This window comes from Cupriavidus sp. C2SS-8b, from assembly GCF_057073745.1.
The window spans coordinates 2,716,755-2,739,420 of the sequence record NZ_CP172716.1; the positions used below are offsets into that span (position 1 = coordinate 2,716,755).

The following is a 22,666-nucleotide window of genomic DNA, read 5'->3' on the forward strand; positions in this document are numbered from 1 at the left end:
GCCCCCGAACCCTTTGCGGAGTGCATCGAGCGTGAGTACCCATCATCCCGTCATCCTGGTCGTCAATGCTGGCTCGTCGAGCGTCAAGGTATCGGTCTATACCGTGCCAGAAGCCGCGCACGACAATGCCGATATCAACCCGGTGCTGAGCGCGCACGGCCAGATCGAAGGCATCGGCGTCGCGCCCCGTTTGCACGCCAGCATGGCCGATGGTCATGTCGTCGCCGACGAGTCCTTTCCGGTGTCGCAGGTTACCGATCATGATGCCGCGTTCCGCCTGGTGCGGTTGGTATTGAGCATCGGCCTGCGCGATAACCCGCCGGTGGCTGTCGGCCATCGCGTAGTGCACGGCGGCAGCGACTTCTCGCAGGCGGTGCGCATTGACGATTAAGCGCTGATCCCGCTGGCGCCGCTGCACCAGCCGCACAACCTGACCGCCATCCGTGCCGTGCGCAAGGCCGCGCCGGACCTGCTGCAGGTAGCGTGCTTCGACACGGCCTTCCATGCCGGCCATGACATGCTTGCGCAGGTGATGGCGCTGCCTTACTCGTATTACGAACGCGGCATCCGGCGTTATGGTTTTCACGGCTTGTCCTATGAGTACATTGCACGGCGCCTGACCCAGGTGGCGCCGGACCTGGCCGAGGGACGCGTGGTCGTCGCGCATCTCGGCAATGGCGCGAGCCTGTGCGCCATGCGTGGCGGGCGCAGTGTGGACAGCACGATGGGGCTGACCGCGCTCGACGGCATGCCGATGGGCACGCGCTGCGGCTCGATCGATCCGGGTGTGGTGCTGTGGCTTGCGCAGCAGGGCATGACTGCCGATGCGATCCAGTCGATGCTGTATGGGGAATCGGGGCTCAAAGGGTTGTCTGGCGTCAGCAGCGACATGCGCGTCCTGCTGACCAGCGACGAGCCGCGCGCGCGGATGGCGGTGGACTTTTACGCGTTGCGCGCCGCGCAGGAAATCGGCAAGCTCGCCGTTACGCTAGGCGGGCTGGATGCGCTGGTGTTCACGGCGGGGATCGGCGCTAACTCGCCCGCGGTGCGGTCGCGCATCTGCGCGCATTTGGAAACGCTGTTTGGCGTGAGTCTCGATTCGACGGCCAATGAGGAGAACGGGCAGCGGATCAGCAGCAATGGCAGCCCGGTGCCGGTGCTGGTGCTGCCGACCGATGAAGAAGGAATTGTCGCGTTGAGTACGGCGAGGATGATGAGGGAGTGTCAGCGGTGACTGGGGTTGCCGTCCTTGGCTGGCGCTGTGGTAGTCGTTCTTGGCAGGCGCCGCTGTTTCGCAGGCGTAGCCTGCGAGTCACTTTTTGTCCGAGCGACAAAAAGTAACCAAAAAACGCGTTTGCTTGCCCTAACGGGCGAATATTGATCGTAGCGTGCGAAGAATTTCGTACGGGTACTCGCTTCAGAGTCTGCCCGGCTGCCTGCCGCGTGGTGCGCGTCCGTATGCAGGCTCTCCCACAATGATTGAACCAGCCCCGAACCTGTCCGTGGCCCGGCAGTGGGCGCGCTATCGCATCATCGCCTTCGGCTGCTGCGCGGCTCAGTAACAACCAATGAGGCGGGGTTGCGCGCACGGCGGCGCATGCAAGCCCGACTCCCGCTCACGCAAGGTAATACCGTCTGAGGCCTTCTACATCGACTTCCAGGCCATCGGAGAGATACCTCGTCATATCCCCGTAAGCCCCTTCAATCGCCTGCATGGAAGCCTCCAGGTAACTGGCCCGCACCTCCAGCAGCGGCATCATGACCTCCGGCCGGATGCCAAACTGCGTGATGCGTTCCAGCGCCTGCGTATTGAACGCGGCATTCCTCTGATTGGATTCCAGGTAATTGGCAAGAATGTCGTCCTGCCCCACCCCAAGCGCCGAAAGCAACAGCAGCGAAGCAAACCCCGTGCGGTCCTTGCCCGCGGTGCAGTGATACAGCAGCGTCTTGCCGGCCTGCGCGTTGCGCATGAACTTGCGGAAGACATCGCGGTACAGCACCGGGAAATCACGATAAACCCCGAGCATGAACGCATCCACATCTTCCGGCGTGCTTTCGCGCAAACGCGGCATCAGCACATCCATCGCCATGCTGCCTTCAAGCACCGGCATCGCGATCCAGTTGAAGCGCTGGCCAAACGAGGCTTCGTCCGCCGATTTCTCACCCGGCGAGCGGAAGTCCACCACCATGTCGAGTCCCAATCCCTGCAGCCGCTCGATATCGGCACCGCAGGCAAGCGCCGGATTGCCGCTGCGGTACAAGCAGCCATGCCGTACACGGCGCCCGCCAGCGCCGGCAAGGCCGCCCAGGTCGCGCGCGTTGCTGACGGTCTCAAGTTGCAGTCCGCTTTCCCATTGGTTGATCATCTGTTGTCCTTGTTCTGTCTTCGATGGCGCGACCAGGCCGCCGCCGATCGACCCCCAATTATTTCAGATCACTCCGGCGCATGCGTCACCTGCCGCTTTCCCGCATTGCGCCGAACCGCTGGCCATGCCGCTTTCGGCGCCGGGCTGGCACAATACGCGCCATGAAAAGTCTCTGGTCCGCCTTTGTCAAACTGCTGGTGCTCGCCATCGTCGGCGGCGCGCTGCTCGCCACCGTTGCCGTGCTGGTGGCCAACCGCCAGCTACCGTCGCTCGATGCGCTGACCGCGTTCCGCAGCACGCCCGACTACGTGCCGCTGCGCGAATTTCCGCGCGACCTGACGGCCGCGGTGGTCGCCATCGAGGACGAGCGCTTCTACCTGCATGACGGCATCGACTACGTGGGCGTGATCCGCGCCGGAGTGGCCAACCTCTCCGACGAACTGTCGCAGGGCGCGTCGACCATCACCATGCAGGTCGCGCGCAACTTCTTCCTGTCACGCCAGAAGACCTATACGCGCAAGCTCTACGAGGTGCTGCTGTCGTACCGGATCGAGCATGCGATGAGCAAGGACGAGATTCTTGAGCTGTATATGAACAAGATCTACCTCGGGCAGGGTGCGTATGGATTTGCCGATGCGGCGCAGACCTACTTCGGCAAGCCGATCGGAAAGCTGACGCTGGCGGAATGCGCGATGCTGGCCGGCCTGCCAAAAGCGCCTTCGGCCAACAATCCGGTGGTCAACCCGCGGCGCGCACGGCAGCGGCAGGCTTATATCCTGCATCGGATGCTGGAGCTGGGGAAGATTTCGCGCGGCGACTATGACGGCGCGCTGCTGGAGCCGATGCGCTTGAAATAGCGCTTCGCCTCAGGGAATGTGCAGGGCGGGCGCGGGCTGCCGAAGCCGCAGCGCTCGCCAGAAAACCTTACTCCACCATCGCGCGGTGCCGCCCCATCGCCTCCTGCACAATCTCAAGCAGGCCGGCGCCGGCATCCGCATCAACATGCCCCAGCAAAGCCCTGCGCATCCGCGGCTCCCAGAACCGCTTGATGTGTCCGGCGATATCCGCAAGCGCCTCTTCACGATCGGGCATCGCTTCGAAAAAGCTGCCAATCTGGTTGGCCATCGTAATCAGGTTATCGATCTTCATGCCAGGCTCGCTTCATGTTGCAGGCGTTGGGGATGGGTGTAGACCACGTGGCCGCTGGCGCGGACGAAGCCGGCCAGCGTGACGTTGGCCTGTTCGGCCAGCCGCACGGCCAGCGCGGTCGGCGCGGATACGGCGGCCAGTACGCCAGCGCCAAGTGAGGCAGCCTTGAGCACCATTTCATAGCTCGCGCGGCTCGTCACGAGCACCGCGCCCGTGGCGATCTCTTCGCCACTGCGCGCCAGCGCGCCGGCCAGTTTATCCAGCGCGTTATGGCGGCCTACGTCTTCGCGCACCATCGCGACATGGCCGTCAGCGCGCAGCCACGCCGCTGCATGCGTCGCGCCGGTCTCGCGCTGCAACGCCTGCCGCAACTGAAGCTGCACGAACGCGGCCTGGATCACCTCGGTGTGAAAACTCGCTTCGCTCTTCACAGGAGCCGGCATGCGCATCACCTGCTCCAGCGATTCGGTTCCGCACAGCCCGCAGCCCGTCCGGCCCGCGAGCGAGCGGCGCCGTTCCTTCAAACCCATGAACGCTTCCGATGCAATCTCCAGCCGCACCGCAATGCCATGCTCGCGCGTTTCGACCTCGATGTCGTACACGTCGCGCGGACTGGAGACGATGCCCTCGCTCAGGCTGAAGCCCAGCGCAAAGTCTTCCAGGTCCGCCGGCGTGGCCAGCATCACCGCATGCGAGATGCCGTTGTATTCCAGCGCAACGGGCACCTCTTCGGCCAGCTCGTCCGGGCTCAGCGCATGTTCGCCATTGCGCCAGCGGCTCACGGCAAAGGTGCTGTGCGTGGCCGGCTCACCGTCGGTTTGCTGCGCCGGTTCGAGTTCCGGCGCGTTCAGGCAGCGCATCATGATGCGGTCCTCCTGTCAGCCTACCGCGGCCGGATCGGCACTGGCGGCTTCAAGCAGCTGCAATTGCTGCGCGTTGAACGCGTGGTACTCCTTCTGCCACGCGGACGGCTGCGCCACCGGCATGACCTGCACCGCGGTCACCTTGTACTCGGGGCAGTTGGTGGCCCAATCCGAGTTGTCGGTGGTGATCACGTTGGCACCGGATTCCGGGAAGTGGAAGGTCGTGTAGACCACGCCCGGCTGCATGCGCTCGCTGACGATCGCGCGCAGCACGGTCTCCCCCGCCCGGCTCTGCACGCCGACCCAGTCGCCGTCCTTGACGCCGCGTTCCTCGGCATCGTGCGGATGGATCTCGAGCCGGTCCTCGTCATGCCAGTGGACGTTCTCGGTGCGGCGCGTCTGAGCACCCACGTTGTACTGCGACAGGATGCGGCCCGTGGTCAGGATCAGCGGGAACGCGCGCGTGATCTTCTCCGTGGTCGGCACGTACTTGGTGATGATGAACTTGCCCTTGCCGCGCACGAACTGGTCGATGTGCATGGTCGGCGTGCCTTCCGGCGCGTCCGCGTTGCACGGCCATTGGATGCTGCCCAGTTCGTCCAGCCGCTTGTAGCTGACCCCGGAGAACGTTGGCGTCAGGCGCGCGATTTCGTCCATGATCTCCGAGGGATTCTTGTAGTCCATCGGATAACCGAGCGCGTTGGCCAGCAGGATGGTCGCTTCCCAGTCGGCATAGCCGGCCTTCGGCGGCATCACCTTGCGCACGCGCGAGATGCGGCGCTCCGCGTTGGTGAAGGTGCCGTCCTTCTCCAGGAACGACGAGCCCGGCAGGAACACGTGCGCGTACTTGGCGGTCTCGTTCAGGAAAATGTCCTGCACCACGATGCACTCCATCGCCGACAGTGCTGCCGCGACGTGCTGCGTGTTCGGGTCGGACTGCACGATGTCCTCGCCCTGGCAGTACATGCCCATGAAGCTGCCGCCGAGCGCGGCTTCGAACATGTTCGGGATGCGCAGGCCCGGCTCCGGGCTGATCTGCACATTCCACGCCGATTCGAACAGCCCGCGCACGGTCGAGTCCGACACGTGGCGATAGCCCGGCAGTTCATGCGGGAACGAGCCCATGTCGCACGAGCCCTGCACATTGTTCTGGCCGCGCAGCGGGTTCACGCCCACGCCTTCGCGGCCGACGTTGCCGGTGGCCATGGCGAGGTTGGCGATGCCCATCACCGTGGTGGAACCCTGCGCATGTTCCGTGACGCCCAGGCCGTAGAAGATGGCCGCATTGCCGCCCGTTGCATACAGGCGCGCGGCGCCGCGCAGCGCGTCGGCGGGGACGCCGGTCACGCTCTCCATGGCTTCGGGCGAGTTTTCGGGCAGCGAGACGAAATCGCGCCATTGCTGGAACGCGCGGTCTTCGCAACGCTCGGCGATGTAGGCATCCGCCAGCAGGCCTTCGGTCACGATCACGTGGGCCAGCGACGTCACCAGCGCGACGTTTGTACCCGGACGCAGTTGCAGGTGGTAATCGGCACGGATATGCGGCGAATCGACCAGGTCGATCTTGCGCGGATCGACCACGATCAGCTTGGCGCCGGCGCGCAGACGCTTCTTCATGCGCGACGCGAACACCGGGTGGCCGTCGGTCGGGTTGGCGCCGATCACCATGATCACGTCGGACTTCTCGACCGACTTGAAGGTCTGCGTGCCGGCCGATTCGCCGAGCGTCTGCTTCAGGCCGTAGCCGGTCGGCGAATGGCAGACCCGTGCGCAGGTGTCGACGTTGTTGTTGCCGAACGCGGCACGCACGAGCTTCTGGACCAGATAGCCCTCCTCGTTGGTGCAGCGCGACGACACGATGCCGCCGATCGAATCCTTGCCATGCTTGGCCTGGATGCGCTTGAACTCGGAAGCCGCGTAGCCGATGGCCTCTTCCCACGACACTTCGCGCCACGGATCGGTGATCTTCGCGCGGATCATCGGCTTGAGGATGCGGTCCTGGTGCGTGGCGTAACCCCAGGCAAAGCGGCCCTTCACGCAGGCGTGGCCTTCGTTGGCCTTGCCGTCCTTGTACGGCACCATGCGCACGACTTCGTTGCCCTTCATCTCGGCCTTGAACGAGCAGCCCACGCCGCAGTAGGCACAGGTGGTGACGACGCTGCGCGGCGCCTGGCCAAGCTTGATGACGGAAGTCTCGGTCAGCGTCGCGGTCGGGCAGGCCTGCACGCAGGCGCCGCACGATACGCAGTCCGATTCCATGAACGACTGGCTGGTGCCCGGCGAGACGCGGGAATCGAACCCGCGTCCCGAGATCGTCAGTGCGAACGTGCCCTGCGTTTCTTCGCAGGCGCGCACGCAGCGGTTGCAGACGATGCACTTGGACGGATCGTAGGTGAAGTAAGGATTGGATTCGTCCTTCTTCATCTCGGTGTGCGTGGCGATCGGGCCGCCGTCGTTGTAGCGCACCTCGCGCAGGCCTACCTCGCCGGCCATGTCCTGCAGTTCGCAGTTGCCGTTGGTCGGGCAGGTCAGGCAGTCCAGCGGGTGGTCGGAGATATACAGCTCCATCACGCCGCGGCGCAGGTCGGACAGCTTGTCGCTCTGCGTCTTGACCTTCATGCCGGCTTCCACCGGCGTGGTGCACGAGGCCGGATAGCCGCGGCGCCCTTCGATCTCCACCAGGCACAGGCGGCACGAGCCAAAGGACTTCAGGCTGTCGGTGGCGCACAGCTTGGGCACGCTGACCTGCGCCTCCATCGCGGCGCGCATCACCGACGTGCCAGCCGGCACGGTGACGCTGACGCCGTCGACCTCGAGGGTGACCATCTCGGTCGATTCGCTGGCGGGGGTGCCGAAGTCGATCACATCGCGGCAATCCATGGTTGTCTCCCGTTGTTCTGTTCGTGAAGTCGGCTTGCGTCGACCTATGCCGCCTGGGCAGCGTTGGGGGCGAGGCCGAAGTCCTCGGGGAATTCATTGAGCGCGGACAGCACCGGGTACGGCGTCATGCCGCCCATGGCGCAGAGCGAGCCGTTGAGCATGGTGTCGCACAGGTCGCGCACCAGCTTGATGTGCTTGACTGGTTCGTTGCCCGCGATGATCCGGTCCATGACTTCGACGCCGCGCGTCGAGCCGATCCGGCACGGCGTGCATTTGCCACACGATTCGACCGCGCAGAATTCCATCGCGTAGCGGGCCTGCTTCGCCATGTCGACGGTCTCGTCGAACACCACGATGCCGCCGTGGCCGACTACACCGCCGAACGCGGCATAGGCCTCGTAGTCCATCGGCACGTCGAAGCGCGATTCCGGCAGATAGGCGCCCAGCGGGCCGCCCACCTGCACCGCGCGCACGGCGCGGCCGCTGCGCGTGCCGCCGCCATAGTCATGGAGCAGTTCGCGAAGCGTCACGCCGAAGGCCTTTTCCACGAGACCGCCCTGGCGGATATTGCCGGCGAGCTGGAACGGCAGCGTGCCGCGCGACCGGCCCATGCCGAAGTCGCGGTAGTGCTGCGCGCCGCGCGCCATGATGACGGGCACGGTGGCCAGCGAAATTACGTTGTTGATCACCGTGGGCTTGCCGAACAGGCCTTCGAGCGCCGGCAGCGGCGGCTTGGCGCGCACCACGCCGCGCTTGCCTTCCAGGCTTTCGAGCAGCGCGGTTTCCTCGCCGCACACATAGGCACCGGCGCCCTTGCGCACTTCGAGCTGGAAGCGCTTGCCGCTGCCCTGGATATCGTCGCCAAGCCAGCCGGCCGCCGTGGCAATACCGATGGCCGCGTTCAGCACGGCGATGGCATGCGGGTATTCGGAACGGCAGTAGATGTAGCCTTCTTCCGCGCCCACGGCGAGGCCGGCAATGGTCATGCCCTCGATCAGCATGAACGGATCGTCTTCCATCACCATGCGGTCGGAGAACGTGCCCGAGTCGCCCTCGTCCGCATTGCAGACGATGTACTTGATGGCGGACTTCGCGCCCAGCACGGTCTTCCACTTGATGCCGGTCGGGAACGCCGCGCCGCCACGGCCGCGCAGGCCGGAGTCGGTGACTTCCTGGACGATCGCGGCGGGTTCCATCGCCAGCGCACGCTCCAGGCCAGCGAAGCCCTCATGCGCACGGTAGTCGTCGAGCGACAGCGGATCGGTGATGCCGACGCGGGCGAAGGTCAGGCGCTCCTGGCGCTTGAGGAACGGGATCTCGTCGGTCAGGCCGTGTGCCAGCGCATGCGCGCCGCCTTGCATCAGACCGGCATCAAACAGCCCAGGCACGTCGCCGACGCTGACCGGACCGTAGGCCACGCGGCCAGCATCGGTCTGCACTTCGACCAGAGGTTCGAGCCAGAACATGCCGCGCGAACCGTTGCGCACGATGCGCACGGACTCGCCGCGCGCCTCAGCTTCGCGTGCAATCGCGCGGGCCACGTCGTCGGCGCCCAGGGCCAGCGCGGTGGAGTCGCGCGGGACAAAGATGGTGGTGTTGGCGGCGCTCATGCCTGGGCCTCCTCGTTGGCGGGCTGAAAGTCGCGCAGCTGGCGCACCAGCACGTCGAAGCGCTTGGCATCGACGTAGCCGTGCAGCTGCTCGCCCATCATGACGGCCGGGCCGCAGGCGCACTGGCCCAGGCAGTAGACCGGCTCCAGCGTGACCGCGCCGTCGGCGGTGGTTTCATGGAAATCGCAGCCCAGTGCGCGCTTGGCGTGTTCGACCAGCGCATCGGCGCCGACCGACTGGCAGGCTTCTGCACGGCAGACCTGCACCACGTGGCGGCCGGCGGGCTGCTGGCGGAAATGGTGGTAGAACGTGATCACGCCGTGGACCTCGGCGCGCGACAGGTTCAGCGCCTTGGCGATGACCGGGACGGCCGTGTCGGGGATGTACCCATGGGTATCCTGGATCTCGTGCAGGATCGGCAGCAGGGCGCCGGGCATGTCCTGGCGCGCCGCCACGATCGCGGCGATGGCCGCTGAGCGGGCCGCGTCGGCCGGCGCCGTAGCGGGGGTGGCGGTATCTGGCATGGCGTCTCCTGTGGGGGCCGCATCCTCGGCGGGGCGACCGTTATATGCTATTTTTGACCTATTTACCGGGCTATAACCACGGCTTTATGGCCGTTGGAGCGACTATAAGTAGTTGTTGGGCCCGGTTCAATAAGCTATTTTTTACATATGATCCGCATCTCGATTTCGCCACACCTGCAGATCCGGGACGATGGCAGCCCGGCCGCCGAACCGCTGGATGTATCGCGCCTGGTCGCGCTGCTGGGGCACATCGAGACCTCGGGCAGCATCAGCCAGTCGGCCGAGGCGGTGGCGCTGTCGTACCGCTATGCGTGGGGCATCCTGCGCGATGCCGAATCGTTGTTCGGCGGCCCGCTGATCGCCAAGACCCGTGGTCGCGGGAGCGCGCTGACGCCGCTGGCGCAGCAGCTGGTCTGGGCCAGCAAGCGCATTGGTGCGCGGCTGTCGCCGACGCTGGACAGCCTGGCGTCGGAGCTGGAGATCGAGCTGAAGAAGCTGATGGAAAGGACCGACCCGGTCGTGCGGCTGCACGCGAGCCACGGTTTCGCGGTGGCGGCGCTGCGCGATTTCCTCGACGAGCAGCAGGTGCGGCATGACCTGAAGTACTGCGGCAGCGTCGAGGCCGTGGCCGCGCTCGCGGAAGGCGCCTGCGACATCGCCGGCTTCCATGTGCCCGTAGGCGAGTTCGAGGAGGGGATGGTCCGCCACTTCACCACGTGGCTGAAACCCGACACGCACTGCCTGATCCATCTGGCCGTGCGCAGCCAGGGGCTGTTCACGCGCGTGGGCAATCCGCTTGGCCTGCAGACGCTGGAGGACCTGATGCGCAGCGACGTACGCTTCGTCAACCGGCAGGTCGGCTCGGGCACGCGGCTGCTGCTGGACCTGATCCTGGCCGCACGCGGCATCGACGCGGCACGGATCGAGGGCTACAACAACGGCGAATTCACGCACGCGGCGGTCGCTGCTTATATCGGCAGCGGCATGGCGGACGTGGGCTTTGGCGTGGAGACAGCGGCGCGGCGCTTCGGGCTGGAGTTCGTGCCGGTGCTCAAGGAGCGCTATTTCTTCGCGATCGAAAAGAAAAAGCTGACCAGCCCCGCGCTGGCTGACGCCGTGGGCGCGCTGACGAGCGAGAGCTTCCGCCAGCGCGTCAATGCCTTGCCTGGCTATGACGGCAGCCTGACCGGCACGGTGCTGACGCTGGCCGAGGCCTTTCCTGAATATCGTGCGGAGAAGCGCTGAACGGAAAACCGGGCGGCTTACCTGACCAGCAGCGACAGTCGGTCCGGATGGCCGGCCCAGTCCGCATGATCGGGCAGCGGCCCCTTGGCCTTCAGCAGCGGCGGCCAGTCCGCGCGGTGCGCCAGTTCAGCGTTGAGGGCCACGAAATGGCGCTGGTCCTCGGGCAGGTCATGCTCGGAATAGATCGCGCCGACCGGGCACAGCGGTACGCACATCGAGCAATCGATGCACTGGTCGGGATCGATGGCCAGGAAGTTGGGCCCTTCGTGGAAGCACGACATGGGGCAGACTTCCACGCAATCGGTGTGGCGGCACTGGATGCAGGCATCCGTCACGACAAAGGTCATTGGGGGCGAACAGCGGACAGCAAACCCGTTGATGCTAGCGCGCCACCGCTGGCGGCGGGCCGCCATGCACTGTCCGACTCGTTCAAAATGCCTGAACCGTGGCGGACCCGGTCAGTAGATCTCCGGCACGATCATGTCCTGCGGCACCGGCATGCGCACATAGTCGGCATGCCGCTCGCGCTTGGGCAGCACCACGGCCTCCTGGTCGACATCCGTATAAGGCACCTGCTGCAGCAGGTGATGGATGCAATTGAGCCGCGCGCGCTTCTTGTCCACGGCCTGCACTACCCACCACGGCGCTTCTGCGATGTGCGTGCGCTCCAGCATGATCTCCTTGGCGCGCGTGTAGTCTTCCCAGCGGCGGCGCGACTCCAGGTCCATCGGGCTGAGCTTCCACTGCTTCAGCGGATCGTGGATGCGGCTCAGGAAACGCAGGTGCTGCTCGTCGTCGGAGATCGAGAACCAGTACTTGATGACCTGGATGCCCGAGCGCACCAGCATGCGCTCGAATTCGGGCACGGAGCGGAAGAACTCTTCGTACTGGTCGTCGGTGCAGAAGCCCATGACGCGTTCGACGCCGGCGCGGTTGTACCAGCTGCGGTCGAACAGCACAATCTCGCCGGCCGCGGGCAGGTGCGACACATAGCGCTGGAAATACCACTGCGTGCGCTCGCGATCGTTGGGTGCAGGCAGCGCGGCCACACGGCACACGCGCGGATTCAGGCGCTGCGAGATGCGCTTGATCACGCCGCCCTTGCCCGCCGCGTCGCGGCCTTCGAACAGCACCACCACCTTGTGCCCGCTGCTGACTACCCAGCTCTGCAGCTTGACCAGTTCGCCCTGCAGTCGGAACAGTTCGTGAAAGTAGCGCTGGCGGTGCGCCCGTTCATCGGGCCCATCCTCGGCCAGCATGGCCTGGCCGTCCGGGCCCATCACGAATTCACGATCTTCCAGTTCGAGTTCGAGCTCTTCGTCGTATTGGTCCGCCACCTCGCGGTGGATGCGCCGGATCAGCGCTTCTTCGTGGTTGGTCATGACATGCTCCCCATGCTTGGTCCCGTTTCGGCCAGGGCCTGGCACAGGCCCTTCGGGTGGCGATGCTAGTGCTGCAGTATGGCAATCAGGTGAAGGACTGCGCAACGGCTGGTTGCTTCCCTCTCGCGACGCACCACGCGATTCAATCCAGCCCCAGCGCCCGCAGCCGCCGGTACAGCGTGCGTTCGCTGCATCCCAGGTGTGCCGCCAGCGCCTTGCGCGTGCCCGGGAATTCCAGCGCCAGCGTGCGCAGCGTCGCATTGTCGGGCCAGCGCGCACGGCCGTGGCTTTGCCATGCGGTCTCGCCCGGCGAATCCGCGCGTACCGGCGTGGCACGGCCCTGCAACAGTTCGGGCGGCAAATCGCGCGCGCGGATCACCCCGTCATCGGCGAACAGCATGGCGCGCTCCAGCACGTTGCGCAGTTCGCGGATATTGCCCGGCCACGCGTGCGCGCTCAGCCGTGCCGCGGCATCGTCGTCGATACGCAAGGTACGGTCCACCGGCAGCGCGCGCCGCAGCAGCGCCTGCGCCAGCAGCGGGATGTCCTGCCACCGCTCGCGCAAGGCCGGCAGGTGGATCGGAAACGCGTTGATGCGATACAGCAGGTCCTGCCGGAATGTGCCCTGCGCCACCATTTCCTGCAGCGGCTTGTGCGTGGCCGCCACCAGGCGGAAGTCGGCCGCGTGCGTTTCCAGCCCGCCCACGCGGCGGAACGTGCGCGACTCGATCAGCCGCAGCAGCTTGACCTGCATGGCCAGCGGCACGTCGCCGATCTCGTCGAGGAACAGCGTGCCATGCTGCGCGGTTTCGACCAGCCCGGGCTTGCGCGACTGCGCGCCGGTGAACGCGCCCTTTTCATAGCCGAACAGCTCGCTCTCGAACAACGTCTCGGACAAGCCCGAGCAATCCACCACCACGAAGGGACCGGAGGCGCGGTCGCTGGCGTCATGCAGGGCGCGCGCGAACATCTCCTTGCCGGTGCCGGACTCCCCTTGCAGCAGCACGGGCAGCGCGGACGGCGCTACGCGATGCAATTGTTCGAGCACCGCGTTGAACGCGGGCGAGCGTCCGACCAGCCCGCCCTCGCTGACGCGCGCGGACGCGCTCCTGACGGTATCGAGTCGTTCGACAAAGGCGACGATGCTGCCGTCGGTGCCCACGATGGGCCGCAGCTCGACATCGACATGCTCGGGGCCGCGCGGCGTGTGGTGAACGTGCAGGATGCGGTCGCTGCCCAGCGTCTCGCGCGCCTTCTGCATCGGGCAGTGCTCGCCGGCGCGGTCGCAGGGCACGTCGTACTGGTGCGAGACCTGGTAGCACTTCCTGCCGACGGTCTGGGTCCCGTTGCGCGCGAACTGCCGCTGGTAGGCGGCATTGGCCGCGACGATGTTGTAGTCGGGATCGAGCACGATCATCGGCTGCGCCTCATGTTCGAGGAAGGCGATCAGCGGACGCATCGCGTCGGCCTGGGCCGGCGCGTTGCCGCTCGCGGAAGGGATAGTTTTGGGGGGCGCCATCATTGTGGGCAGCCCACTGCCATGGACTGCCAGTTACTGCCAGATGGCAGAGGAGTATGCCATAGGGACACGCTGGAAGCGGCATTCCAAAACGGCCTTGACCTCTCTTTCCCGTTGATTTCCCTGGAGAAACGCGCCCTGACCGCGCCACAAGCGGCGCAGCAGGCACGGAAATTGATCCTTCCCTGTCCAGACCATCAACTGGCAGACAACCTTGGCAGCTACTCCCTCCGCCCCCCGCCTTGCCGTAGAAGGCTTCTTCGACCCTCGCACCAGCACCGTCAGCTATCTCGTGCTGGACGAGGACTCGCGCCAGTGCGCCGTCATCGACAGCGTGCTCGACTATGACGCCAGCGCCGGCCGCACCAGCACCGCCAGCGCCGATCAACTGATCGCGCGCGTACAGGCTCTCGGCGCCACGGTCGCGTGGATTCTCGAAACCCATGTCCACGCCGACCATCTTTCCGCCGCGCCGTATCTGCAGGCGCAACTGGGCGGCATGACCGCCATCGGCAGCCACATCACGACCGTGCAGGACGTGTTCGGCACGATGTTCAACGCTGGCACCGCGTTTGCGCGCGACGGCAGCCAGTTCAACCGCCTGCTGGCCGATGGCGACGGCCTGCGCATCGGGGGGCTGGAGGTCACGGTGATGTCTACGCCGGGCCATACGCCGGCCTGCCTGACCTATCTCGTCAGCGACGGCAGCCAGCAGGCCGCCTTTGTCGGCGACACGCTGTTCATGCCCGACTACGGCACCGCCCGCTGCGACTTTCCGGGCGGCGACGCGCGCACGCTGTACCGCTCGATCCAGCGCATCCTGTCGCTGCCGCCGCAGACCGGGCTCTACCTGTGCCATGACTACCAGCCCGGCGGCCGCGAACTGTGCTTCCGCACCACCGTGGCCGAGCAGCGCCGCGCCAACCTGCATGTCCACGATGGCGTGACCGAAGACGATTTCGTCGCCATGCGCACGCAGCGCGATGCCACGCTCGGCATGCCCGCGCTGATGCTGCCGTCTGTGCAGGTCAACATGCGCGCCGGCCACCTGCCGGAGCCGGAGGACAACGGCGTGCGCTACCTGAAGATCCCGCTCAACGCGGTCTGAAGCCCCTGCGGCCCGGCCGCACTCTTCCGCCGCCTGCCGGCGGCGGGCAGCACTTACCCTCAAGGAACGCCCCCACATGGATCCCCGCCCCCAAGATCCCCGCCCCGTCATTCATGGCGGCCAAGCCCCGGCCGCCAAGGTCATCGACAGCACGCACCAAGTGGTCGTCATCGGCGCAGGTGCCGCCGGCATTGCCGTGGCCGCCAGCCTGCTCGCGCGCGAGCCCGGGCTCGATATCGCACTGATCGACCCCGCGCAGCACCACTACTACCAGCCCGGCTGGACGATGGTGGGCGGCGGCGTCTTCAAGGCCGCCACCACCTTGCGCCCAATGGCGGACTGCATTCCGCCGCAGGCGCACTGGATCCGCGCCGCGGTGGCGGCGTTCGACCCGGAGCGCAACGAGGTGCGGCTCGACGACGGCCGCATCGTCCGCTATGAGCAGCTGATCGTATGCCCCGGCCTGCAACTCGACTGGGACGGCATCGAGGGCCTCACGCAGGCGCTGGGCCGCAACGGCGTGACCTCGAACTACCGCTTCGACCTGGCACCCTACACGTGGCAGCTCGTCAGCGCGCTGCGCGGCGGCAAGGCGCTGTTCACGCAGCCGCCGATGCCGATCAAGTGCGCCGGCGCGCCGCAGAAGGCCATGTACCTGGCCTGCGATGCCTGGCGGCGCCAGGGCACGCTCGGTGCCACGCGTGTCAGCTTCCTCAACGCCGGCGCAGCGCTGTTCGGCGTCGCGGATTACGTGCCGGCGCTGATGTCGTACGTGCAGGCATACGGCATCGACCTGCGCCTGCAACACCGGCTGACCGCCATCGACGGTGCGCGCCGGCGTGCGCGCTTCATGCGCACGCTGGCCGACGGCACCACGCAGGACGTCGAAGAAGACTTCGACATGATCCACGTCGTGCCGCCGCAAAGCGCGCCCGGCTTTATCAAGGCCAGCCCGCTCGCGGATGCCGCCGGCTGGGTCAGCGTCGACCCGGCCACGCTGCGCCACCCTGCCTTTGCCAACATTTGGGCACTCGGCGACGTGACCAACACCAGCAACGCCAAGACCGCCGCCGCCGCGCGCAAGCAGGCGCCGATCGTCGCGCACAACGTGCTGGCCAGCCTGGGCCGCGCGCAAGGCCTGGCGCACTACGACGGCTATGGCTCGTGCCCGCTCACGGTCGAGCGCGGCAAGATCGTTCTGGCCGAGTTCGTCTATGGCGGCAAGGTCAAGCCGACGTTCCCGAGCTGGTTCATCGATGGCACGCGCCCTTCGCGCGCGGCGTGGATGCTCAAGGCCAACGTCCTGCCATCGCTGTACTGGGAGGGCATGCTCAAGGGCCGGGAGTGGCTGGTGCGGCCGGCAGTGGTCGGGTAGCCCGCGATGGAAGCCACTCTCCTGACCGCCGCGCTCGGCGGCGTGATCGGCGCCATCCTGGCCGCCACGGGCGCCGGCGGCGGCATCCTGGCCGTGCCAATGCTGGTGTTCGGCCTGCATCTCGGCGTCGCGCAGGCCGCGCCCATGGGACTGATCGCCGTGGGGATGTCGGCCGCGGTCGGCGCGGGACTCGGCTTGCGCGACGGCATCGTGCGCTATCGCGCCGCGGCGCTGATCGGCGTGCTAGGCATGGCCGTGGCGCCGCTCGGCGTGGCGCTGGCCGGATGGCTGCCCAATCCGCCGCTGATGGCGGCGTTCGCGCTGGTGCTCGGGCTGAATGCCTGGCGCACCTTGCGCAAGGCGGGCACGGTGGCAGCGCCTACGGAACCACCGCCGTGCATGCTGCAGCCGCAGCGTGGCCGCTTGCTCTGGACGCGTCCGTGCGCACGCGCGCTGGCCGCCATTGGGGCGCTGTCCGGCTTGCTGAGCGGGCTGCTCGGCGTGGGCGGCGGCTTTGTCATCGTGCCGGCGCTGCGCCGCTATACCGACTTGCCCGCGCGCAGCGTCCTGGCCACGTCGCTGGCGGTGATTGCGCTGGTGTCGGCGGGGGCCATCGCGGCGGCCACCGCGCGCGGCCGCGTGGACTGGGGCATGGCCCTGCCCTTCGCGCTTGGCTCGGTGGCGGCGATGCTGGCAGGCAGGCGTTTCGTGGCGGCGGCGCCGCCGGCACGGCTGCAGCGCCTGTTCGCATTGGTAAGCATGGCGGCAGCCGTGCTGATGCTGTGGCGCGTTATCGCGGGCGTTGCCTGATGGCCTGATGATCGGACGGCCCGTTTAAGTTTCGCTTAAGTCTCAGCCCATAGACTCCTCCCGTACCCAAGCACCGGATCGCCCGGACAGGAGAAACTCATGGCCCCCCAGGAACTGCAGGCACTCGAAACCTTTCTGACTCAGCTTGTGCAGGCCCGCGCCAACGCCAAGGACCCGCAGGCCCAGCAGCTCATTGCCGATGCCGTGGCCCGGCAGCCTGACGCGGCCTACCTGCTGGTCCAGCGCGCCATGCTGCTCGACCACGCGCTCGCCTCGGCGCAGGCGCAGGTCGCATCGCTGCAAGGGCAGCTCGCCGCCGCGCAGGCCAACGCGGGCAATGGTGGCTTTATCAGCGCGCAGAACGCATGGGGCAACACGCCCGTGCAGATGGCACCCGCGCCACAAGTCATGCAACAGCCTGTGCCGCAGGCAATGCCGCAAACGATGCCGCAGGCCGCGCCGGTCCAGGCATCGCGCCCGGGCTTCCTCGGCGGCGGCTTCGGCAGCGCGCTGGGCAGCATCGCCACTACCGCGGCCGGTGTGGCTGGCGGCGCGTTCCTGTTCCAGGGCATCGAGAACCTGTTCCACCACAACAGCGGCAGCGGCTTCCTCGGCCAGTCGGGCTCGGGCCAGGCACCGTCCGAGACCATCGTCAATAACTACTACGACAACGACGCGGGCTTGTCGGGCAACAGCAATACGTCCACGGCAAACGGCTTCCTGGACGATGGCGGCCTGTCCGGCGGACTCGACGACGGTGGCTTCTTCGACGACGATTCGTCGCTGGCGTAAAGCGCACACGGCGCAGCGCGCGCTGGCAGGAAGCTTCCCCTGGGCCAGCGCCAGATGCTATGTTGGCAGGACGGATCGAGGCAGGCCCCGTCGCACACGCGAAGCGACCTGCCCGTACCGCACATTCGCGCTCGCCAAGGGCGAGGACATTGCATGCGCGCACGCATACGCCCTCCGACCGAAGGATTCCGCTGGCTGTGGCAGTTGTCTTCGGCCGGATGGGGGTATTGCGGCCTGGCCTACGCAAGCGCCGGACGGCTGCCGCCGCACTGCTGGCCGGCAAGGTCTGGCATGCCGCTGCGCGACCGGTACTCGTCGCGCCGGACCTCGCTGGTGCTGTTCACGCTCGCCTACCGCAAGGGCGTTGCGCCCGGCGGTGCCGCGCCGCCCAGTGAAATCGTGTCGTGGCGCAACCAGGCGTGGATAACGGCCTAGGGGCCTAAGGGCCTAAGGGCCTAAGGGCCTGAGCAGCCCGCACTCGCCGCGGTAGCGAAGCGCCATCGCGCCATCGCTCGCAGGCAACGCAATGCGCGGCTTGCGGCCACGCGGCGTGACGTACACTGGGCATTCGCCCCCTGCCGCCCCGCGACCATGCTCGATCTCCTGCGCAAGACCACCGATGTGCTGTTCGCTACGAACCGCCGTTTCCGCCAAGCCAGGCAGTTCCATGCGATTCGCGTCGCACTCGCGCTGCTGGTTTCGATCGCGCTGACCACCGGCATCGACATCCCGCACGGCGAGTGGGCCACCATTACCGTTCTGGTGGTGATCGGCGGGCTGCAGCACCACGGCAATATCCGCCGCCGCGCGGCCGAGCGCGGCCTGGGCACGCTGATCGGCGCGCTGGCAGGCCTGGCGCTGATCGTGCAGCAGTCGTATGTCGGCTTGCCGCTGCTCACCTATGCGCTGATGGCCGTGATCTGCGGCTACTGCGCGTACCACGCGATCGGCAAGGGCGGCTACATCGCGCTGCTCGCGGCGATCACCGTGGTGATCACGGCCGGCCATGGCAACCAGAATGTCTATGACGCGCTGTGGCGCACCGTCGATGTGTTCATCGGCACGGCGATCGCGCTGGTGTTTTCGTTCGCGCTGCCGGCCTATGCCTCCTATGCCTGGCGCATCCGGCTGGCGGCGCTGCTGCGCGCGAGCGCGGCGGTCCACCGCAGGATGCAGGGCGGCTTCACCGATGCCGCGGAACAGCGCGCGGCCATGCTCGATCTCGGCACGCGGCTGATCCCGTTGCGCGGACTGATTCCGTCCGTGGCCAAGGAGACCGGCGTGCCGGCCGCGGAGTTTGAAGAGATCCAGCACGCCGCGCGCGTCTGCATCAGCGCGCTGGAACTCATGGCCGCGATCGAACAGGAGACTGGCCTGCGCGAGGGCGAAGACCCGGGCATCGAGCCCGCGCTGCTATCGATGGCCGAGGCGCTGGAGAGCGGGCAGGCGCCATCGCCGGCCTCGTCATCAACCGCTGCCCAGGCCGACCCGCTACCCGGCCCGCTCCCGTTCATGGCGCGCCAGCTCGCCGCCGACCTGGCCCGCATGCGCGCGCGCCTGGACCGGCTGGGCGCGCAGCACGGCTTTCCCTACGGAACGCGATAGCCCGCTGCACACGAGCCCCGGCCGCGGCCGCATCGATACGCATATCGGACCTGCACGCGCTTGTCCGCGAATCGCCTACGCCCTTGTCAGACGCGCGCCGATTGCCCAGGTGCCTCGTCCGATGAATTAATCAAGGTGAACGGGACAACCGGAGGTACCGGAATGAAGTCCATGGACGTGCATGTCGTGCCGGCGCAGCAAGGCTGGGCCGTCGAGGAAGCCAGCAGCCCGGCCAACCGGAAGCTGTTCGCGACGCAGGAAGATGCGATCGAGGTCGCCACCGAGATGGCCCGGGAGCGTCGCAGCGAGCTGTTCATCCATGGCAGGGACGGCCAGATCCGCAGCCGCAGCTCGTTTGGCCATGATCCGCGCCATATACGGGGCTGACGTCCCCGGCGCATGCAGTCGGGATGCGATTCTGGCGTGGAGCTTGCTGCGAGTGTTGCGCACAACCCTGCGGAGCCAGCCATGGACCCGATCGAGGAAACCGCCCGCTTCCTGCAGCGGCGCGGATTGCGGCTTGCCACGGCCGAGTCATGCACGGCCGGCCTCATCGCTTCGCACATCGCCGATGTGCCCGGTTGCGGCGGCACGTTGCAGTGTGCCATCGTGGCCTATTCGCCGGATGCCAAGACGCGGATCCTCGGCGTAACCCACACGCTCATCGAACGGCACGGCCTGACCAGCGAGGAAGTGTCGCTCGCCATGGCACAGGGCGTATTGAAGATCAGCCGGGCCAACGTCGCCGTGGCCAATACCGGCGTGGCCGATGATGGCGCGCCGGACGGCACGCCGCCGGGCACGCAGTGCTTTGCGTGGCTGATCCGCCTGCCGGCGCGCGCCGCCCTGCCCTATGCGTTCACCGAGACCAGGCGCTTTCGCGGCAACCGCACCGAGATCCGCGCGGCGGCGGCCGTATGGGCATTGCAGCGCATTCCGCACTACTACGCGCTGGCAACTTCTACCGGCACCCCGCCCGAAGCGGCGCCCATCCTTACCGATATCGAGGCACCACCTATGACTTCCACCAGACAAGCACCTGAAAAGCATCCGTCGGACCACACTGCGCAATCCCCGCAAGCCCCGGACACCGTCGAGGTGAAGGTCTCCGGTGAAGGCAACGGCCTGGTCGACGACGAGACCTCGGGCTCGATGCCCTTGCCGGACCCCGGCAAACCGGTCGACTCCCGCAAGACGGCCAACCAGGCCAACGGTGGCGAAGGCGACGAAGACGCGACCAGCCAGTAAAGCGGGCGAGATCGCGCTCGGGCCGCCGCACGTTGACGGGCTCCGCGACAGCCACCATGGCATGGCGAATGCGTGGAGGGTGTATCACGGGAGCTGAAATGAACAAAAATGTCGTCACGATCGGGGGTTCGCGCGGTGCGTTCGCCGTACTGCGGAACGTGGTGACGTCCTTGCCCGCAAAACTGGACGCCGCCATCTTCGTCGTGCTGCACGTGGGCAAGCACAAGTCCGAACTGCCATCGCTGCTGAGCCGCTGGGGCAAGTTGCCCGCCTCGTATCCAAACCATGGCGATCCCTGGCACCACGGGCATATCTATGTGGCACCGCCTGACCACCACATGATGATCACGGAGGATACGATCCAGCTTTCCCACGGTGCCAAGGAGAACTTCAGCCGCCCCGCGATCGATCCGCTGTTTCGCTCGGCGGCCGTGGCGCTTGGCGCGCGCGTGCTCGGCGTGATTCTCAGTGGCGATCTCGACGACGGTGCCGCCGGGCTGGCCTTTGTTCGGGCGTTCGGCGGGCGCACGTTGATCCAGAACCCACACGAATCCGAGGCGGCGTCCATGCCGCGATCAGCCATGGAGGCGGCGGGCGCCGATGCCACGGCGGGCCCCGGCGAGCTCGGCGAAACAATCATCGCCATGCTGAGCGGCGTCATCGGGGGCGAACGCAAGACCATGCGGGAGAAAGACATGCAAGCACTGCGAACCGAGGCCGCTGCCGCGGATACCCCAATCGGCGGCTATGAGGCGCTGGACAGCATCGCTTCCCGCGCGACGATCACGTGTCCTGACTGTGGCGGAGCGATGTGGCAGCTGCGCGACGGGCATCCGCTGCGCTTCCGATGTCATACCGGCCATGCCTTCAGTGGCCTGGCTTTGACCACGGCGGAGGACAAGGCCGCCGAGCAGGCGATGTGGTCGGCGCTGCGCGCACAGAAAGAAGCGCTGGCGCTCGCACGGATCCGCGCGACGCAGGCAAAGGCCGACGGCAACCATGACGCCTACCAGCTCGAGCAGTCGCGCATCCAGCAATGCGAACGGCTGCTGAAGATCCTGCACACGGCGATGTCCACATGAGCGCGGGGTACGCCGCGGTGCCGCTGCGGCCATGACGATACGCGTCGGCATCTCCGGTTGGCGCTACGCAGGGTGGCGCGGCGTGTTTTATCCACCGGGGCTCGCGCAGCGGCGCGAACTCGAGTACGCCTCGCGCCAGGTACAGAGCATCGAGATCAACGGCTCCCACTATTCGCTGCAATCGATCGAAAGCTGGCAGGCATGGCACGACGCGGTGCCCGATGACTTCGTGTTTGCGGTCAAGGGCCCGCGCTATCTCACGCACCGGCTGCGGTTTCGCGACGAGACGGCCGTGCCGGCATTGGCAAATTTCTTCGCCTCCGGCGTGCTGGCGCTGCGACGCAAGCTGGGCCCGTTCCTGTGGCAGTTTCCACCAAACTTCCGGTTTGACCCCGAGCGCTTCGAGAGCTTCTTGTCGCTGCTGCCACGCGACACCAGTGCGGCACTCGCGCTGGCACGCAAGCATGACGGACGCGTGAAGTCACCGTGGCTGGCCGCACAGGCTAACCAGCGGCTGCGCCACGCCGTGGAGATCCGGCACGACAGCTTCCGTGCCGCGGAATTTCCCGCGCTGCTGCGCCGCCACCGCGCAGCGCTGGTGGTATCGCACGCGATCGCCGACTGGCCTTATGCCGAGGACGTGACCAGCGACTTCGTCTACATCCGCCTGCACGGTGCCGAAGCGCTATACAGCGGCGCCTATGCCGACCAGGCGCTGGATCGCTGGACGCAACGCATTCACGCCTGGGCCGCCGGCGGCGAGCCCGTCGATGCGTTGCGCATCGGCAAGGCTGCCGCGCCGCGCGCGCGGCGCGACGTGTATTGTTATTTCGACAACGACAAGAAGGTCAATGCACCGTTTGACGCGCGCAGGCTGCGCGAGCGGCTCGATCGGACCGGGCATTGAGGACCAGTCCTGCCGCGATGCAAGGCCTGGCTGCGCCGCCATGCCTACCATGCGAGCCGTGGCGACAGGACAAACAGCAGGTAGACGAACCCCACGACGCACAGCAAGACCAGCAGTGAAAGATAGAATCGGCTGCGCCCATGCGGATCGGTCTTGCGGTACAGACGGTGTGACTTCTCGAAATGCGGCCTCATGGCAGCG

Annotated in this window: 21 protein-coding genes and 2 pseudogenes; 13 read left to right on the forward strand and 10 right to left on the reverse strand. The window is 66.8% G+C overall.

Annotation, left to right across the window (positions count from 1 at the left end):
* Positions 1-31: 31 nt before the first annotated feature.
* A pseudogene (locus ACIGJB_RS12550) lies at positions 32-1,234 on the forward strand (acetate/propionate family kinase).
* Between the two features lie 382 nt (positions 1,235-1,616).
* Here the strand turns inward: ACIGJB_RS12550 and ACIGJB_RS12555 are convergent.
* Positions 1,617-2,366, reverse strand: coding sequence for a tyrosine-protein phosphatase (locus ACIGJB_RS12555; protein WP_483730124.1), 750 nt, complete (start codon positions 2,364-2,366; stop codon positions 1,617-1,619).
* A 161-nt stretch (positions 2,367-2,527) separates the two neighbouring features.
* On the opposite strand from ACIGJB_RS12555, the gene ACIGJB_RS12560 reads away from it, so the two are divergent.
* Entirely contained in the window at positions 2,528-3,223 is a 696-nt protein-coding gene (locus tag ACIGJB_RS12560; protein WP_483730125.1) for a transglycosylase domain-containing protein, read from the forward strand.
* 67 nt (positions 3,224-3,290) lie between these two features.
* Here ACIGJB_RS12560 and ACIGJB_RS12565 read toward each other — a convergent pair whose 3' ends face one another.
* Genes ACIGJB_RS12565 through ACIGJB_RS12585 form a run of 5 tightly spaced genes read right to left on the reverse strand, consistent with a single transcriptional unit; the run spans position 3,291 to position 9,392 of the window.
* The gene (locus tag ACIGJB_RS12565; RefSeq protein WP_483730126.1) at positions 3,291-3,515 is read right to left on the reverse strand and encodes a formate dehydrogenase subunit delta; all 225 of its coding nucleotides are present in this window, start codon (positions 3,513-3,515) and stop codon (positions 3,291-3,293) included.
* Positions 3,512-4,378 carry a formate dehydrogenase accessory sulfurtransferase FdhD gene (gene fdhD / locus ACIGJB_RS12570; RefSeq protein ID WP_483730127.1) on the reverse strand — a complete coding sequence of 289 codons (867 nt, stop codon included), beginning with the start codon at positions 4,376-4,378 and terminating at the stop codon, positions 3,512-3,514. The genes ACIGJB_RS12565 and fdhD overlap by 4 nt, the downstream gene beginning before the upstream one ends.
* A gap of 15 nt (positions 4,379-4,393) precedes the next feature.
* A complete protein-coding gene (gene fdhF / locus ACIGJB_RS12575) occupies positions 4,394-7,258 on the reverse strand; it encodes a formate dehydrogenase subunit alpha (RefSeq protein WP_483730128.1) in 2,865 nt (954 codons plus the stop codon).
* A 44-nt stretch (positions 7,259-7,302) separates the two neighbouring features.
* Entirely contained in the window at positions 7,303-8,868 is a 1,566-nt protein-coding gene (locus ACIGJB_RS12580; protein WP_483730129.1) for a formate dehydrogenase beta subunit, read from the reverse strand.
* Positions 8,865-9,392: a formate dehydrogenase subunit gamma gene (locus ACIGJB_RS12585; protein ID WP_483730130.1), complete on the reverse strand. Its 528-nt coding sequence runs from the start codon at positions 9,390-9,392 to the stop codon at positions 8,865-8,867. Before ACIGJB_RS12585 ends, ACIGJB_RS12580 begins: the two co-directional genes overlap by 4 nt.
* A gap of 147 nt (positions 9,393-9,539) precedes the next feature.
* On the opposite strand from ACIGJB_RS12585, the gene ACIGJB_RS12590 reads away from it, so the two are divergent.
* On the forward strand, positions 9,540-10,637 hold the full coding sequence (locus ACIGJB_RS12590) for a substrate-binding domain-containing protein (protein ID WP_483730131.1): 1,098 nt from the start codon (positions 9,540-9,542) through the stop codon (positions 10,635-10,637).
* A gap of 17 nt (positions 10,638-10,654) precedes the next feature.
* Here ACIGJB_RS12590 and fdxA read toward each other — a convergent pair whose 3' ends face one another.
* From fdxA to ACIGJB_RS12605, 3 genes are all read right to left on the reverse strand, one after another.
* Positions 10,655-10,984: a ferredoxin FdxA gene (gene fdxA, locus ACIGJB_RS12595; RefSeq protein WP_483730132.1), complete on the reverse strand. Its 330-nt coding sequence runs from the start codon at positions 10,982-10,984 to the stop codon at positions 10,655-10,657.
* Positions 10,985-11,095: 111 nt separating this feature from the next.
* On the reverse strand, positions 11,096-12,019 hold the full coding sequence (gene ppk2, locus ACIGJB_RS12600) for a polyphosphate kinase 2 (RefSeq protein WP_483730133.1): 924 nt from the start codon (positions 12,017-12,019) through the stop codon (positions 11,096-11,098).
* A 142-nt stretch (positions 12,020-12,161) separates the two neighbouring features.
* Positions 12,162-13,478, reverse strand: a complete 1,317-nt coding sequence (locus ACIGJB_RS12605) for a sigma-54 interaction domain-containing protein (protein WP_483730134.1) — start codon at positions 13,476-13,478, stop codon at positions 12,162-12,164.
* A gap of 274 nt (positions 13,479-13,752) precedes the next feature.
* Between ACIGJB_RS12605 and ACIGJB_RS12610 the strand changes: the two genes are divergently transcribed.
* The 10 genes and pseudogenes from ACIGJB_RS12610 (at position 13,753) to ACIGJB_RS12655 (ending at position 22,465) form a co-directional block, all read left to right on the forward strand.
* Entirely contained in the window at positions 13,753-14,646 is an 894-nt protein-coding gene (locus ACIGJB_RS12610; RefSeq protein WP_483730135.1) for an MBL fold metallo-hydrolase, read from the forward strand.
* A gap of 163 nt (positions 14,647-14,809) precedes the next feature.
* Positions 14,810-16,021 (forward strand): annotated as a pseudogene (locus ACIGJB_RS12615) (NAD(P)/FAD-dependent oxidoreductase); the annotation flags it as partial.
* A gap of 6 nt (positions 16,022-16,027) precedes the next feature.
* Entirely contained in the window at positions 16,028-16,831 is an 804-nt protein-coding gene (locus ACIGJB_RS12620) for a sulfite exporter TauE/SafE family protein (RefSeq protein ID WP_483730136.1), read from the forward strand.
* A 99-nt stretch (positions 16,832-16,930) separates the two neighbouring features.
* Positions 16,931-17,623: a DUF2076 domain-containing protein gene (locus ACIGJB_RS12625; protein WP_483730137.1), complete on the forward strand. Its 693-nt coding sequence runs from the start codon at positions 16,931-16,933 to the stop codon at positions 17,621-17,623.
* Positions 17,624-17,776: 153 nt separating this feature from the next.
* On the forward strand, positions 17,777-18,058 hold the full coding sequence (locus ACIGJB_RS12630) for a hypothetical protein (protein ID WP_483730138.1): 282 nt from the start codon (positions 17,777-17,779) through the stop codon (positions 18,056-18,058).
* Positions 18,059-18,214: 156 nt separating this feature from the next.
* A complete protein-coding gene (locus ACIGJB_RS12635; protein ID WP_483730139.1) occupies positions 18,215-19,228 on the forward strand; it encodes an FUSC family protein in 1,014 nt (337 codons plus the stop codon).
* 162 nt (positions 19,229-19,390) lie between these two features.
* Positions 19,391-19,615, forward strand: a complete 225-nt coding sequence (locus tag ACIGJB_RS12640; protein WP_483730140.1) for a DUF2188 domain-containing protein — start codon at positions 19,391-19,393, stop codon at positions 19,613-19,615.
* An 81-nt stretch (positions 19,616-19,696) separates the two neighbouring features.
* The gene (locus ACIGJB_RS12645; RefSeq protein WP_483730141.1) at positions 19,697-20,476 is read left to right on the forward strand and encodes a CinA family protein; all 780 of its coding nucleotides are present in this window, start codon (positions 19,697-19,699) and stop codon (positions 20,474-20,476) included.
* 98 nt (positions 20,477-20,574) lie between these two features.
* Entirely contained in the window at positions 20,575-21,558 is a 984-nt protein-coding gene (locus ACIGJB_RS12650; RefSeq protein WP_483730142.1) for a chemotaxis protein CheB, read from the forward strand.
* Between the two features lie 31 nt (positions 21,559-21,589).
* On the forward strand, positions 21,590-22,465 hold the full coding sequence (locus ACIGJB_RS12655; protein WP_483730143.1) for a DUF72 domain-containing protein: 876 nt from the start codon (positions 21,590-21,592) through the stop codon (positions 22,463-22,465).
* A gap of 44 nt (positions 22,466-22,509) precedes the next feature.
* Here the strand turns inward: ACIGJB_RS12655 and ACIGJB_RS12660 are convergent, their stop codons facing one another.
* Entirely contained in the window at positions 22,510-22,659 is a 150-nt protein-coding gene (locus tag ACIGJB_RS12660) for a hypothetical protein (protein ID WP_483710572.1), read from the reverse strand.
* Positions 22,660-22,666 lie beyond the last annotated feature (7 nt).